Source organism: Nitrosarchaeum sp. (assembly GCF_025699065.1).
Classification (GTDB): domain Archaea; phylum Thermoproteota; class Nitrososphaeria; order Nitrososphaerales; family Nitrosopumilaceae; genus Nitrosarchaeum.
In genome coordinates, this window is record NZ_JAILWF010000008.1 from 54,751 (window position 1) to 69,363 (window position 14,613).

General features: G+C 32.0%; 19 protein-coding genes and 1 tRNA gene. 10 read left to right on the forward strand and 10 right to left on the reverse strand.

Features of this window, described 5'->3' with window-relative positions; genetic code table 11:
* Nucleotides 1–56: 56 nt before the first annotated feature.
* Entirely contained in the window at nt 57–224 is a 168-nt protein-coding gene (locus K5782_RS09150; protein WP_297465988.1) for a hypothetical protein, read from the forward strand.
* Here K5782_RS09150 and K5782_RS09155 read toward each other — a convergent pair.
* On the reverse strand, nt 221–802 hold the full coding sequence (locus K5782_RS09155) for a hypothetical protein (protein ID WP_297465989.1): 582 nt from the start codon (nt 800–802) through the stop codon (nt 221–223). The two genes, K5782_RS09150 and K5782_RS09155, sit on opposite strands and share 4 nt — an antisense overlap.
* A 102-nt stretch (nt 803–904) precedes the next feature.
* Here K5782_RS09155 and K5782_RS09160 point away from each other — a divergent pair, with 102 nt between their 5' ends.
* Nucleotides 905–1,165 (forward strand): winged helix-turn-helix domain-containing protein, encoded by a 261-nt coding sequence (locus tag K5782_RS09160; RefSeq protein ID WP_007551288.1) that lies wholly within the window; start codon nt 905–907, stop codon nt 1,163–1,165.
* A 2-nt stretch (nt 1,166–1,167) separates the two neighbouring features.
* Here K5782_RS09160 and K5782_RS09165 read toward each other — a convergent pair whose 3' ends face one another.
* Nucleotides 1,168–1,380: a hypothetical protein gene (locus K5782_RS09165; protein WP_297465992.1), complete on the reverse strand. Its 213-nt coding sequence runs from the start codon at nt 1,378–1,380 to the stop codon at nt 1,168–1,170.
* A 62-nt stretch (nt 1,381–1,442) separates the two neighbouring features.
* On the opposite strand from K5782_RS09165, the gene K5782_RS09170 reads away from it, so the two are divergent.
* Complete coding sequence (locus K5782_RS09170) at nt 1,443–1,619, forward strand: hypothetical protein (RefSeq protein WP_007551290.1); 177 nt, start codon at nt 1,443–1,445, stop codon at nt 1,617–1,619.
* 192 nt (nt 1,620–1,811) lie between these two features.
* Here the strand turns inward: K5782_RS09170 and K5782_RS09175 are convergent.
* Nucleotides 1,812–1,885 (reverse strand) — tRNA-Thr (locus tag K5782_RS09175).
* A 53-nt stretch (nt 1,886–1,938) separates the two neighbouring features.
* On the opposite strand from K5782_RS09175, the gene K5782_RS09180 reads away from it, so the two are divergent.
* Nucleotides 1,939–3,237: a phosphomannomutase gene (locus tag K5782_RS09180; RefSeq protein ID WP_297465993.1), complete on the forward strand. Its 1,299-nt coding sequence runs from the start codon at nt 1,939–1,941 to the stop codon at nt 3,235–3,237.
* A complete protein-coding gene (gene thiL / locus K5782_RS09185) occupies nt 3,221–4,174 on the forward strand; it encodes a thiamine-phosphate kinase (protein WP_297465994.1) in 954 nt (317 codons plus the stop codon). Before K5782_RS09180 ends, thiL begins: the two co-directional genes overlap by 17 nt.
* Here thiL and K5782_RS09190 read toward each other — a convergent pair whose 3' ends face one another.
* Nucleotides 4,175–4,492 (reverse strand): hypothetical protein, encoded by a 318-nt coding sequence (locus tag K5782_RS09190; RefSeq protein WP_297465996.1) that lies wholly within the window; start codon nt 4,490–4,492, stop codon nt 4,175–4,177. It lies immediately after the preceding gene.
* 114 nt (nt 4,493–4,606) lie between these two features.
* Between K5782_RS09190 and K5782_RS09195 the strand changes: the two genes are divergently transcribed.
* The gene (locus K5782_RS09195; RefSeq protein ID WP_007551296.1) at nt 4,607–5,086 is read left to right on the forward strand and encodes a 30S ribosomal protein S11; all 480 of its coding nucleotides are present in this window, start codon (nt 4,607–4,609) and stop codon (nt 5,084–5,086) included.
* Here the strand turns inward: K5782_RS09195 and K5782_RS09200 are convergent.
* From K5782_RS09200 to K5782_RS09210, 3 genes are read right to left on the reverse strand one after another with little or no spacing between them, the layout of a single operon-like run.
* Complete coding sequence (locus K5782_RS09200) at nt 5,083–5,394, reverse strand: hypothetical protein (RefSeq protein WP_297465998.1); 312 nt, start codon at nt 5,392–5,394, stop codon at nt 5,083–5,085. The genes K5782_RS09195 and K5782_RS09200 overlap by 4 nt on opposite strands.
* Before the next feature lie 2 nt (nt 5,395–5,396).
* Complete coding sequence (locus tag K5782_RS09205; protein ID WP_297465999.1) at nt 5,397–5,807, reverse strand: DNA-binding protein; 411 nt, start codon at nt 5,805–5,807, stop codon at nt 5,397–5,399.
* A complete protein-coding gene (locus K5782_RS09210; protein ID WP_007551301.1) occupies nt 5,804–7,252 on the reverse strand; it encodes an RtcB family protein in 1,449 nt (482 codons plus the stop codon). The genes K5782_RS09205 and K5782_RS09210 overlap by 4 nt, the downstream gene beginning before the upstream one ends.
* A 77-nt stretch (nt 7,253–7,329) precedes the next feature.
* Between K5782_RS09210 and purB the strand changes: the two genes are divergently transcribed.
* A complete protein-coding gene (gene purB, locus K5782_RS09215; RefSeq protein ID WP_297466000.1) occupies nt 7,330–8,691 on the forward strand; it encodes an adenylosuccinate lyase in 1,362 nt (453 codons plus the stop codon).
* Here purB and K5782_RS09220 read toward each other — a convergent pair.
* Nucleotides 8,684–9,439, reverse strand: a complete 756-nt coding sequence (locus K5782_RS09220) for an asparagine synthase C-terminal domain-containing protein (RefSeq protein WP_297466001.1) — start codon at nt 9,437–9,439, stop codon at nt 8,684–8,686. The two genes, purB and K5782_RS09220, sit on opposite strands and share 8 nt — an antisense overlap.
* A 73-nt stretch (nt 9,440–9,512) precedes the next feature.
* Between K5782_RS09220 and K5782_RS09225 the strand changes: the two genes are divergently transcribed.
* The 3 genes from K5782_RS09225 to K5782_RS09235 all read left to right on the forward strand — a co-directional run bounded on the left by K5782_RS09225 (nt 9,513) and on the right by K5782_RS09235 (nt 13,005).
* A complete protein-coding gene (locus tag K5782_RS09225) occupies nt 9,513–9,791 on the forward strand; it encodes a 4a-hydroxytetrahydrobiopterin dehydratase (protein ID WP_297466002.1) in 279 nt (92 codons plus the stop codon).
* A 69-nt stretch (nt 9,792–9,860) separates the two neighbouring features.
* Complete coding sequence (locus K5782_RS09230) at nt 9,861–10,676, forward strand: 6-carboxytetrahydropterin synthase (RefSeq protein WP_297466003.1); 816 nt, start codon at nt 9,861–9,863, stop codon at nt 10,674–10,676.
* 7 nt (nt 10,677–10,683) lie between these two features.
* Nucleotides 10,684–13,005 (forward strand): valine--tRNA ligase, encoded by a 2,322-nt coding sequence (locus tag K5782_RS09235; protein WP_297466005.1) that lies wholly within the window; start codon nt 10,684–10,686, stop codon nt 13,003–13,005.
* 7 nt (nt 13,006–13,012) lie between these two features.
* Here K5782_RS09235 and K5782_RS09240 read toward each other — a convergent pair whose 3' ends face one another.
* Nucleotides 13,013–13,705: a hypothetical protein gene (locus tag K5782_RS09240; protein ID WP_297466006.1), complete on the reverse strand. Its 693-nt coding sequence runs from the start codon at nt 13,703–13,705 to the stop codon at nt 13,013–13,015.
* Nucleotides 13,705–14,613: hypothetical protein (locus K5782_RS09245; protein WP_297466007.1), on the reverse strand; the 909-nt coding region annotated here is incomplete at its 5' end. The genes K5782_RS09245 and K5782_RS09240, both read right to left, overlap by 1 nt.

The following is a 14,613-nucleotide window of genomic DNA, read 5'->3' on the forward strand; positions in this document are numbered from 1 at the left end:
TTTTTCAAATAGATTCTAGAATCTTTTTTATATAGATCAAAGAGAGCGTAATTGATTTGGGAATCAAAGAAAAATGTACAATTTGCAATAGCAAAATATCTTTACGTTTTAACCCCATGGAAGAATGGGGAATCAAAGGTCCTATTTGCGGTGATTGTTATTCAAAGAAGATCGACAAGCATTATCCTGGAGATCATATTAGAGTAAATAAAGAAAAAGACTAGTCTGATTTTGAATATTTGTTAACATAAAGACAGTTCCAAGCAAGTGGATCTTCTTTGACATCTTTTTCTTCAAGAAATATAATGTCAGTGATTGTTTTTTTTCTTTTTAGTAGATTTACCTGAAAACTTGAAAATGTTTTACAATTACAATCGTTGTATAAGCATACATCACCGTCACCTTCATCATGATCTTCTGCTGCATGTCCACAATCACATAATGCGTCATTTTTTACATCCTTACGAGATTTCTTTGTGTAAATTCCCAATCTCAAATATGCTTCTCCACCATGTCCCTTTTTGAATCGTTCATAATTTTCTGATTTTTGTAATACTTTAAAAAAAGACATATTAGATTCTGGGCGCTGAGAATCTGAACCAATTATTATCCAATATTCATCATCGATCTCAACAAATCTAATTTTGATCGTTGAATCTAACCACCAATGAATTATATCATGCCAAATACCTGAAGCCTCTTTTCGATCATCAAATAAAGGAACGATATTCATTCTGAGATCATAATAACGATAGGCTACGCCCATAAAATTATCAAACCATGGAATAGATGATGTCAACATAACAAAACCAGATTAGAGCGTATTTATCTGATCTGAATTAATGGTAATACCCTTATATCTCAGTTTTATACCTATAACTATATGGTTTCCTATAGGACAAGCATGCAGATAGTAGCAGACCTTTTGACGGTCACACAGCAATCTGGTCAAGAGGGCATTAAAACAACATCATTACTAACAAAGGCAAATTTATCACATTCTAGATTATCAAAGTTCTTAGAAAATTTAACAGGTTCTGGATTAATCAATAAAATAGAATTTGATAACAAAAATACATTTGTGATAACTGAAAAAGGAAGACAGTATTTGGAATCTTATGCAAAGTTTGCAGGCATTGCAGAATCCTTTGGATTAGAACTTTAAATTTATTTTTTAGTTCTTCGATTTAACTTATCTTTTTGTTTTTGCTTTCTTTCTTTATATGAGCTATAAATTACAATTATAGATATTCCTGCAATTGCAGTATAAAATAATGGAATAAGGGGTTGGTCATACATTGTGCCAGTGGTAGGGGAGATAAACGCTATAGGAATTGTGACAATTAAAAATATCATAACAACCATCAGATACTTATCCATAACTAGTATGATTTACAAAACCATATATCTTTTTGATTTAACTGTGATATAATAGAAAAACAATGATAAAAATTCTTGAACTGATCGGATTTGGGTTAATTGGTGGAACAATTTATTCTTCTATAGGTATGATTGGAAACGAGTTACGATGGCCAGTATTTTTTGGATGTGCTGCTGGGGCACTAGCAATTATAATTTATCGTAAAAAATTAAGACAAAAACAAAATAATTCTGTTTAAAACTATTAGAGAGTGTTGATCAATGTTAAATCAACCGACAGATCTATAAAGGAGAATTAAAAGCAATTATGAGGGCAAATGGCAAACGAGACAACACAGTGGTGGAAAGGATTGGGAAAAGAATTAGAAACAGATATTGAAACACTTGATGAATAAAATATTAAAAAATTGAAAATTTTTGAAATTATTATAAGCCTCGGGTGGGCTCCGACCCCACGACCTAACGCTTACGAGGCGTTCGCTCTACCAGGCTGAGCTACCAAGGCACTTTTGGGTGATGCCATCAGAGTTAATAAAAAGCCTTTCCGACTTTGATCAAATGAAAAAAACAATTTCTGGAATTAGAGGTATTTTTGGCGAGGATTTTAATCTAAAAGATACATTGTATTTTTGTAATAACTTTTCTTCGTTGATTGAATCTAAAAAATGCGTAATAGGCAAAGATACAAGACCTTCAGGAATGATGATCAAAGAAATAGCATCAGCAGCATTAATGAAAAATGGAATTAATGTTTACAATTTAGAAACAGTACCAACTCCAGTAGTATTTCGAGAATCAAGAAAATATGGAGCAGGAATAGTCATCACATCTTCACATAATCCACTAGAATGGAATGGGATAAAATTTATCATTAATGGAAGGGGGATTAATGAAAAAGAACTTCCAAAGATTATTGAAAATCAAGAAGTTTTAATGTCAAAAATAGGCATTGAGGAGCAAATTACATCAACATATTTACAAGACGCAAAAGAATTGATTGGGCAAATCGAGAATCAACCTGAAATAGTCATAGATATTGGTGGAGGTGCTGCAAAAGAATTCGCGCCAAATTTACTAAGACAGTTAGGATGTAAAGTCAAAGTAATTAATGAAGATCTGGATAATTGTTCAAGAGGTCCTGATCCAACTGCAGATAACTTGTCGGATCTTGTAGCTGCAACTTCTGAAAAAGGAATCGGATTTGCTTTTGATTTAGATGGAGATCGCCTAGTTGTTGTAAGAAAAGGAGAAAAACAAACTCCCGATGTAACTTTAGGTTTGGGAGTAGCAAAAGCATTAGAATTAGGATATAAGAAATTTGTATTTAGCATAGATACAAGTGTTTCAGTTGAAAAATTTATCAAAGAAAAAGGAGGGAGTGTGCAGAGATCAAAAGTTGGAGAAGCAAATGTAATAGATTTGATGTTAAAAACAAATGCACAAGCTGGAGGAGAAGGAAGTAGTGGGGGTTTTATCTTACCAGAATTTAATTTTTGTAGAGAAGGAATTCTAACAAGTGGTCTTATTTCTTCAATGATGGAAAATTCAAAATTTGATGAGATATTAGATTTTATGGAGAGCTACAAACAGTTAAGAGAGAAAATCAAAGTGGATTCAGTATTTCATGATAGAGTTATTGATGAAGTATCCAAAAAACTTACAAAAGAATATTCTGAAGTTATCACTCAAGATGGAATTAAAGGAATTATTGATGAAGATAGTTGGGTTTTGATTAGAAAATCAAACACAGAGGACATCATAAGAGTGTCAGCAGAATCAAACAACTTAGATAAATGTAAAAAAATTGTAAAAAATACATTAGAATTAGTGAAACAATGTTATGACAGTATTAGATGAATATGCAATAATAAAAAATTTGCAAAAGAAATTAGGAAATAAGAAATTCGTATCAGAAGATGTAGAGATTTTCAAAGTAGGTAAAACAAAAATCATAGTCAAAATCGACACGTTTGTTGAAGGTACAGATATGCCTTCAAAAATGAAAATTTCTGACGCAGCTAGAAAAAGCATTGTAGCGTGTGTTAGTGATTTTGCTGCTAAAGGAGTAAGACCTCAATATGGAATAATTTCATTGAATTTGCCAAAAACGATTTCACGCTCAAAAATTAATGAAATATCAAATGGGTTTAGTAATGCCTCAAAAGAATTCAAGTTCAAAATTTTAGGAGGCGACACCAATGAAGGAAAGGAAATTGTATTTACCGTATCCTTATTTGGAACTACAAATAAGATAGTCAAAAGGAGCGGAGCCAAAATTGGAGATATCATATTTGTAACTGGTCCTTTTGGCTATACTGCATCAGGTCTAGAGATTTTACTTAGAAAAAAGAAAGCTAAGAAAACTTTTGTCAAAAAGGCAATAAGTTCAGTTTTTAGGCCAAATCCAAGATTAGATTTTGGTGTAAACAATAAAAAATATTTTACATCTACAATGGATTCCAGTGATGGGTTATCTACTACATTAAATGAAATGGCTAGTCAAAGTAATTGTAAATTTATCATAAACAATATTCCTACAAGAGATGAAATATCAGAATTTGCAGAATCAAATAAAATAGAACCAGATAAACTAGTATTTCATGGAGGAGAAGAATATGAGTTTGTATTTACTGTTTCAAAAAAATATAAGGCAATAATTGAAAAAAATGCTACGTCATTAAAGACACCAATTATTGAAATTGGATATGTAACTAAAGGTAAAGGGGTATTTGTTCAGAAAGGGGAAAAATTTAGTTTCTTGAAAGATTTGGGATGGCATTATTTTACAAAATAATCATTCACCAGAGTAAAAATCATGTTCTACTTTTTGAATTATGTTAAAGACGGATTCTGCAGATAATCTGGAAACACAATCTTTGATCCATATTTCATCAAGATGCATTAATCTATTCATATCAGCTGAAGGAAGCTGATCGGGTTGAAGATCTGGATACATTGTATGTATTCGAAACCCTTCTTTGGCAATGTCTTCACATTTTTTTTCTAATGAGGTCATAGAATCGCTATTCGGTGTTAAAAATTCGAAGATTAGCGAGCCAGAAATTGCAGATATTATTACAATGCCAATTAGTAGCCAAAGTATGGATGCCATACAAGAACAAATTAAACATAGTATTTGAGCAATAATGAAAAAAGCACGCGTACCTGAAACAAGATAGGTTCAAAAAATGAATGTTTTTTAAACCCTTTTAGATGTGAGTAGACATTGTCAGAAATTGAAGCTGAGATTGAAGTAGAATCCCCAATTGAAGAAGAAGAGGAGATTCAAACTAAATCTAGACCGGAAACAAAGACAGATGGTCCTGAAAAATGGGGAATTGCCCATATTTACAGTAGCTATAACAATACAATCATACACATGACAGATCTAACTGGTGGAGAAACTATCTCTATTAGTTCAGGTGGAGTTCATGTCAATGCTGACAGATACGAATCATCACCTTTTGCTGCAATGAAGGCTGCAAATGCAGTTGTCGAAGTTGCACATACAAAAGGATTTACAGGATTTCATATTAGAGTACGAGCTGTTGGAGGAGTAGGTTCCAGAGTTCCAGGTCCAGGTGCACAAGCTGCAATCAGAGCTTTGGCAAGAGGTGGATTTAAGATTGGAAGAATTGATGATGTAACACCAATTCCTCATGATACCACCAGAAAAAAGGGTGGAAAAAGAGGAAGAAGAGTCTAGTCCAATACTTTTATTCTAACATTACAACCTTTAGATTGAAAATAGTCAGTCATAAATTGAGTAAATTTTTCAGATTGATTTTTGAATCGATATTTGCTTAGCATGTCAGCAAATTTTTCTTCAATACCTTGTTGTAAGTTTTGTTTAAAAGTTAATTTAAAAAAAGTCCATCCAAATTGTGATGAGGGTTCACTTAGAGTATACCCATTATAACCTCCAACCAAAGTTTCCATATGAGATAATGATTTTTTTATTAATAATAGATTATCAAGATAATTTTTTGTGCTAATTTCAAAAACAATACTCAAGACTAATCACTTTCGTCAGATGATTTACTACTCAATTTATCAGATAAGGAAACAAATTTTCCGTCTTGTTCCACATTGATTTTGGTCTCCATTCTAATGTTAAGACCAATTGATCTAAATAGTGCCAATAATTTTCCGCCATCAAGAATTTCAGTGATTTCACCTGATGTAATTAATTCAGCTAATTTTTCTACGACCATTATAGTATCATTTGGAAATTGGGATTCTGCATTCTGCAATACTTCAAGACCTCTGAATCCTAGATGTCCAACAAGAACATCTCGAGGATTTTTTGTTGTTTTAGATTGTAAATTGGCAGGTGGTGTTTCTATTTTTTTTCTAGAGATATTTTGTTGCATTTCTGCAAGTCTTTTTGCCTTTAATCTTTCAAGTTCAGAATCGTCTTCGCTCAACCTTTAATCACACCTATAGGCACCAATTTTGCTACTTTAGTGGCTATTCCTAAATTATGAGATACATCTACTACAGCATCAACATCTTTGTATGCTTGAGGAGTCTCTTCCACAACTCCATCACGCGTTAATGCCTTGATAAATATGCCTTTATCACTTAGGGATTTTCTGACATTATCTTCTGTGAAATCTCTTCTTGCCTTTGATCTAGACATAGTTCTTCCAGCACCGTGAGCTGTAGAACCAAAACTCAAATCCATTGAGTTTGGTTTTCCAAGCAATATCCAGCTTGCAGTTCCCATTGAACCTGGAACTAAAACAGGTTGACCAAGATCTCTGTATTTTAAAGGAACTTCTTCTCGATTTGCAGGAAATGCACGTGTAGCGCCTTTTCTATGAACCACAAGTTTTCTTTCTTTGCCATCAACTTTATGTTTTTCAACTTTAGCAATATTATGAGCAACATCATAAACCAAATTCATCTCAAGATCAGATTCTGACTGATTAAAGACTCGTTCAAAAGATTTTCTTGTCCAATGAGTAATCATTTGTCTATTACTCCATGCAAAATTTAATGCAGCAAACATTGCTTTTCGATAAGATTCGCCTTCTTCAGATGTATTTGGAACACATGCAAGTTCTCTGTCTGCTAAAGTAATATCATATTTTTCCATAGATTGTTCAGAGATTCTCAAATAATCACTACATACTTGGTGACCAAATCCTCTTGAACCACAATGAATTAAAATTGTGATTGTTCCTTCCTTAATCCCCATTCTTTTTGCAGCTTCTTCATCATGAATTTCAGCTACTTTTTGTACTTCAAGAAAATGATTTCCAGAACCCAAGCTTCCTAGTTGTGGTGCACCTCTTTTTCTTGCCTTATCTGAAACTTTATTCGGATCAGCATTTTTTATTTGCCCATTTTCTTCACAGACATCTGCATCATGTGTTGAACCAAATCCATTATCAATTGCCCAATCAACACCACGTACAAGAACTTCATCAAGTTGTGAATGACTTAGTTTCACTGCTCCTTTGGAACCAACACCTGATGGGATTGAACTAAAAAGATCAGTTACAAGTTCATTTAGTTTTGCTCGAACATCTTTCTCAGTTAAATTTGAGCGGAGTAGTCTAACACCACAATTAATATCATAACCCACTCCCCCTGGGCTAATCATTCCTTCTTCAGCATCCATAGCTGCTACACCTCCTACAGGGAAACCATATCCTTCATGACCATCTGGTAAAACTACACTATGACCCACAATTCCAGGTATGGTTGCCACATTTTTTGCCTGCATGATAGTTCTATCTGATAACATTTTTTGGAGTAAGGCTTCATCAGCGTAGATCTTTACAGGAACTTTCATTCCAAGATTAGAGTCAGCCTCAATTAGATACTGATTTTCTCCAATTTTTTTAGGAGTATTAGAAGACATAATGATTGGTAAAATTTTGCCTCAAGCCAATTTAAATCATAAGTAGATTTATTTTCAATGTCATAAAAGAGTAAACATTGGCAATTTTACCGATAGATAGTGGACGTTATGGCACTAAAGAAATGATGGATATTTTTAGTGAACAAAAAAAAGTAAATTATCAATTAGAAATTGAAGGAGCAGCTGCGATATCACAAAGCGAGATTGGAATTATTCCAAAATCAGTTGGTAAAACAATTTACAATGCAGCAATGTCAGGAAAAATTTCAGTAAAAAGAATTAAAGAATTAGAAGCAAAAAATGATCATGATACAGCGGCTTTAGTTGAATCATTGAGCGAAAAATGTATAAAAAATGCAAGACCATGGATTCATTATGGATTAACAAGTAATGATTTGGTAGACACAAGTAATTCTATGCAAATGAGAGATGCGCTAAAAATCATAGAACCAAAAGTTGCAAAAATGGCATCATTGTTAGCAAAAAGAGCAGTTCAACATGGTAAAATTCCAGCAGTTGGTAGAACGCATGGTCAACATGCAAGCATAATATCATTTGGATTAAAATTTGCAAACTGGGCAGCAGAAATGGCAAAACATGTAGAAAGAATTGAAGAAATTAAGAAACGAGTTTTAATTTGCAAAACACTAGGAGTAGTTGGAACAGGATCATTAATGGGTGCAAAATCACTTGAAGTACAAAAACGAGTTGCAAAACGATTAAACCTATTTCCAGCAGAAGTAACCACACAAATAATTCCCAGAGAGAGATATGCAGAGTATGTTTTTGAACTAGCACTTATTGGGGCAACTTTGGAAAAAATTGCAATTGAGATTAGGAATTTACAAAGAACAGAGATAGGCGAAGTTGCTGAGCAATTCAAAAAAGGGCAAATGGGTAGCAGTGCAGTTCCAGTAAAGAGAAATCCGATAAAAAGTGAAAGAGTCTCATCGTTATCAAAAATGCTACGCAGCCAAATAGCAATTACATTTGAAAATATCCCATTATGGCATGAACGAGATCTTTCAAATTCAGCAAATGAGAGATTTGTATTACCTACAACGGCCATTCTGATAGATGAAATGCTAGAAACTATGATCAAGATAGTTTCAAACCTAATGGTAAATGAGAAAAGAATTGTAGAAAATCTCTATATTACAAAGGGGCAAATATTTGCAGAATTTGTTTTAGAGGCACTGATTAAGAAAGGCGTTCCAAGATTTGTTGCGTATAGAGACGTGCAAAGAGTTGCATTTGAGGCAAATGACAAAGGAATTCAGTATATTGATGCAATCAAAAACGATAAAGCATTTACTTCAAAACTTACAAATAAAGAAATTGATGCAATATTTTCACCAGAGAAACATCTTGGAGCATCACCAGCAATAATTAGTAATGTAAAGAAATCAGTTCAAAAAACTATTAGTAAAGTTATTTAGTTTTTAGCAATGCTTTATGAATTTTAGAACCGTATTGTAATGCTTTTTTTCGTTTTGTACAAGAAATTTCAGGTACGTTGATTTCACTTGCTAATTTTCTAATAATGTGTTTCCGATACAAGTCTTCTGAGTCATGAATTTTTTCAGAAATTGGAATATTTTTTGCATACTCTATAAAATTTTCAGACAATAATGGTTGAATGATTTGTACTTTAAATTCAGATGCAATTAGATTTACAGCTTTCATCATTTTTAATTCATTATCTAATTTGGAATTCATTACTTCCATTATTTGAGATTCCCCACCAGAAAATGCTTCTCTATATGCGTTATACCCACAAAATAATTCATCAATTCCGTTTGCAGTAATTACTGTATCAATATTCAAACTACTTGCAAGTTTAGAAACATAATAAAATGCAATACAGTTTTCATTCCATGAGAGATTCTCAGTTTTTATAGTTTCATGAATATTATTTGTAACGTTAGGAAAAGTTTCAGGATCAATTTCCAATATATGATGACGATACTTCAGAAATGAATTTACCTCATTTGCAAATAAAATATCATGAGAGTCAGCAAATCCAATTGTCAATAAAGTAATATCATAATTCATCTCAAAGCAAATTTTTGAAATCAGTGTACTGTCAACACCACCAGAAAATGCAATCCCAATTTTCTTTGTACTAACAGTTTCAGAAATAGAATTTTTAATATTTTCAAGCAGTTTTTTATTCATTTCATTCATTATCGCTCATAATTTTGAATATATAGAAAGGTAATGAATCAATCTTTTAATTTAAGATTATTTCTAAAAAAATATGATACGATTATCAGAAAATGACATCATTGAAGAATTAAAAAAATTGCCAGGATGGAGTGTAGTTAACGAAAAGCTGCACAGAGAGTTTCAGTTTGAGAGCTTCAATCAAGCTTTTGGTTTTATGACTAGAGCCGCTATGGAGATTGAAAAAATGAATCATCATCCAGAATGGTTTAATGTCTACAATAGGATAACTATAGAATTAACAACTCATGACGCTGGAGGCATTACAAAAAATGATGTCAATCTAGCCAAAATTCTAAATTCATTACAATAGAGAAAATCAAAGAATTTCAGACAAAATCATTACAGAATTTATATTATATCCAGAATCAAATTATTTCAAATGGCTACAAGTCCCACAATTTTAGATTCAGATTTTAGATATATCGATAAAAAAGGAAACCTGTTAAAAACCAGAACAGAGCTAACGGTAGCTCAAATGCTCTCATTTCTAGATCAGGAATACCAATACAATCACAAAATTATATTAAAAAATGGTAAAGAAGTTACAATTGATTTTAAAACAGAAAAAGGTCTAATCGAAGTAATTGATAATGATGAAGATATTATAAAATACAAAAAAATCAAAGAAGATTTTCCAGAACAAAAAATAATGGCAATAGGCCATGCAAAATATGTAGCACAAATCAAAGAACTTCAGGACATTGTATTTTATGATAAGACACCACAGACAGGTTCAATATTTTTGGAAGATGCTTCATTTTCATTTGATTATGCACATATTCTTCCATTGGTAGAAAAATGTTCAATTTTACATGGACATACATCTTCTGTCATGGTAGAGTTAGTTGGACAAATGAAAGACAATCTTCTTGTTGATTTTGGCATTGCAAAAAAAATAATCAAAGAAGTTGTTGCAGAGTTTGATCATAAATTTTTCATTAACAGAAAATATCTAAAAAGAGAAGATGATTCACATTATCAAATTCAATTTGATGGTCCAAAAGGAATGTTTGACATTCAAGTTCCAATAAATACAGCATATCTATTGGAGGGGGAAGCTACTGTAGAAAATCTTTCAAGTGAGATAATCAAACTGCTGGCTCCTAAATTACCTCATAATGTAGAAGCCGTTGGCGTTTACATTTATGAAGGATACAATAAAGGATCTCACATTATTTCAAATATTTCAAGATAATTAAGAAATGGAACCAAAAATTGCAGAAAAAGCTTGGAACCCAGAGTTAGAAAAAGAGATTCTCAAACAATGGACAAATGAGAAGATTTATGATTTTACTCCAAAGGAAGATAATTTCACGATAGATACACCGCCGCCTTATCCGTCAGGAAGACCTTGGCACATAGGTGCAGCTGCACATTATTCTCAGATTGATATGATTGCACGAACTGCAAGAATGGCTGGAAAAAATGTGTATTTTCCAATAGGCATTGACAGAAATGGGCTTCCTGTGGAAATTTACACAGAAAAAAAGCACAATATTAGGATGCGAGAGACTGAACGAGGTGAGTTTCTAAAATTATGCAGATCTGCACTTGATGATTTAGAAGATGAAATGATATTGATTATGAAAAGCTTGGGAATAAGTGGAGATTTTTCTAATTACTATAGGACTGATTCTGAAGAATATAGATCACTGACACAATCTACATTTATTGAACTTTGGAAAAAAGGTCAGGTCTATCTTGCAAACAGACCAAATAATTATGATTGGGTATCAGGTACAACAATTGCAGATGCCGAAATAATTTACGAAGACTTACCAACTAAACTAGTCTACATGAAATTTAAAATTAAAGAGACAGATAAAGAAATAATCATAGCAAGTACAAGACCAGAACTACTATGTGCTTGCAAAACAGTAATTGTAAATCCTGAAGATGAGAGATACATAAATTTTATTGGTAAAAAAGTGATTGTACCAATTACTAATGCAGAAGTAGAACTAAGAACACATCATTCTGCACATCAAGATTTTGGTTCTGGAGCTGTTATGGTTTGTAGTTACGGAGATCAAAACGATGTTGCATTATTTAGAGAGTTAGAATTAGAAGAGATTGTTGCTATAGGATTAGATGGAAAGATGACAGAAGCTGCAGGAAATTATGCAGGATTAAAACCAAAACAAGCACGAACAAAAATTATTGAAGATTTAGAGAATAATGGATTAATTGAAAAAATTGAAGATATTATTCACAGAACTCCCGTATCTGAAAGAAGTAAAAACCCAATTGAAATAATTCCAATGGAAGAATATTATCTAAAACAAAAAGAATCAATTGAAAAAATGAAAAAATTAGGACAAGAAATTACATTTTATCCTTCAATGCATAAACAGATTCTCATGAATTGGTTAGAATCTATCAATATTGATTGGCCAATTTCAAGAAGAAGGTATTATGGTACTGAGATACCCATATGGTATTGCAAAAAATGCTCAGAACCACATGTTCCTGAGCCTGGAAAGTATTACAAACCATGGTTAGAAAAATGCCCTATTAATCAGTGCTCCAAGTGTGGAAATAGTGAATTTGTAGGAGAAGAAAGAACTTTTGATACATGGATGGATTCCAGTGTCTCACCACTTTATGTTTGTAAATTTAATAGAGATCAAGATTTTTTCAATAAAGTTTATCCCGCATCACTTCGACCTCAAGCAAAAGATATTGTTAGAACTTGGTTGTACTATACACTTCTAAGATGTGAGCAGCTGACAGGAGAGAAACCATGGTCAGAAGCATGGATAATGGGATACGGTCTTGATGAAAAAGGTATGAAAATGAGCAAGAGTAAAGGAAATGCAATTGATCCTTTACCAGTAATTGAACAATTTGGAGCAGACACTTTCAGGTTTTGGAGTGCAAGTGAAATTAACCATGGATATGATTTTAGATGTAATGAACAAAAAATTGAATCCACAAAAAAATTTCTCAGTAAACTATGGAATGTATCAAGATTTTTGTCTAGCTTTCCAGTAATTAAATCTGGAATTCCAACAGAGACAGACAAATGGATATTATCTGAATTAGATAATCTAATCAAAGAATGTAAGAGGGGATATGATGAATATAATTTCTTTATTCCTGCAATTGCAATTAGAGAATTTACATGGAATATTTTTGCAGCACATTACATTGAAATGGTCAAAGCAAGAGCTTATGGAATTGGATTTACAGATGAAGAAAGAGATGGCGCAATTTACACATTACACAAAACACTGTCAACTATTTTGAAATTATTAGCACCAATTACGCCATTTATAACAGAATATCTTTGGAAAACATTGTATTCATCAGATAGTATACATAAACAACATCAAGTTAAATCTGAATCAATACCAGAACAAAGCAAGATTACAAAAGAGATAACTGAATTCAACTCTAAAGTATGGAATGAGAAAAAGCTGAAAAATCTTTCATTAAAGGATTCAATTAAAATTGCCATCCCAGAAAGTTTAGAGTATTTTAGAAAGGACTTAAAATCAATGCATAATTTAGAGGATAATTGAGCCTAAATTATACATGTATGATTCCATTTGTTATCAAATATTGAAGTCCAGAAACAAACTCTGCATCTTCGATTAATCCATCTGCCCACCATCCAGCATTATTTTTTATCCAGTTTGGAATAGGTTGCTGTGAAGATTGTCCTGATTGAGTTTGAGGAATTGTCATTATTTCCTCATTAATCAAATATTGAATTCCTAAAACAAAATCAGCATCTTTGATTAATCCATCTGCCCACCATCCAGCATTATTTTTTATCCAGTTTGGAATTATAATTTCAGTTTCGAAAACAAATGGATTTAATGCATGTGTACCAATAATTTCAACAATTGAGTCTCCATTAAAAAATGGAATCATCAAAGTTCTTGATGTTGATGTAGATTTTGATTCAATATAGCTAGTTTCAAAACCATCTACTAAAACAAAAAACATATCATCAGTTGATTCAAATGTTGCATCTAAGATCTCTCGTGGAATTGTAATTTCAATAGTCCCATCATCTTGAGTATTCATAGTAATTATTAATTCAAAAAAGTCAGGATCTAAAAAAATTGATTCAATATTTCCATGTTCAATGTTATAAATTACATCAATTGATTCTATAGCAACAACTCCTGAATCTGCAAATGAGTTTGGAATTATTAATGGAATAAAAAAAACAACGAAGATTAAACTAAAAAATAAAGGTTTAACACTATTCATCATTTATCGCCAAATGACATTCCTTCTTCTAATGAAGTAGTAATATTATTTCCAGAGACGGTATTTTCAGAAGTTATTTTAGTTAGAGTTGCATTACCATTAAGAATCCATAAATTAGAAATTTTGCTTTGCGGACCAATTATTGAAACTTGAGATTGATCAATATTGTTAATTGGAATATTAGCATTTACAAAAAGCTTCATTGTAGCATGTAGTTCTTCAAGTACACCATCCTCTAAAAAGGCCACAATTACAAGCGAATCTTTAGCGCCTGATTGTCCTGAAGAGACAGTTCTAGCTTTTCCAAATCCACAATTATAATTAATTTCATCAACTACAATGTTACATTCATTTAATTCTAATTTAAGATCAGATTTACTTTTATCATATAATGTAAATGTCATTTTGCCAGTCATAGTAGACATTTGGGACGAATCAGATATTTTAGATGCACCTACAGAATCAAATGTCAGATCAAATGTTTCGGTATAATCTTTGGTTGGAGTTTTTACTCCCATGTATTGACCATCATTTATCTTATCAAGAATGCTTTTAATTCTGGAATCCAGTTTATCAGATTTTTCTGCAAGTCTTTGTTGAATTTCCTCAGATTTTTTAATAATTCGTTCTTCAGACTGTTGAGATTTTAGAGAAATTTCATCACTAGATATGTTTGCCTTAATTTTATTTTGAGATTTCTCTTTAATTTCTTTTAATTTTTCTTCGTATTGTTGGAATTTTTTTAATTGTTTTGCTTCAATATTTTCTCTGTTTATTACAAGTTCAGCTTTTTTCTGTTCTAATTCCTTTTGTCTTTCTTCAGCTTTTTCTTTCTGTTCAGCTTTTTTCTGTTCTAATTCCTTTTGTCTTTCTTCAGCTTTTTCTTTCTGTTCAGCTTTTTTCTGTTC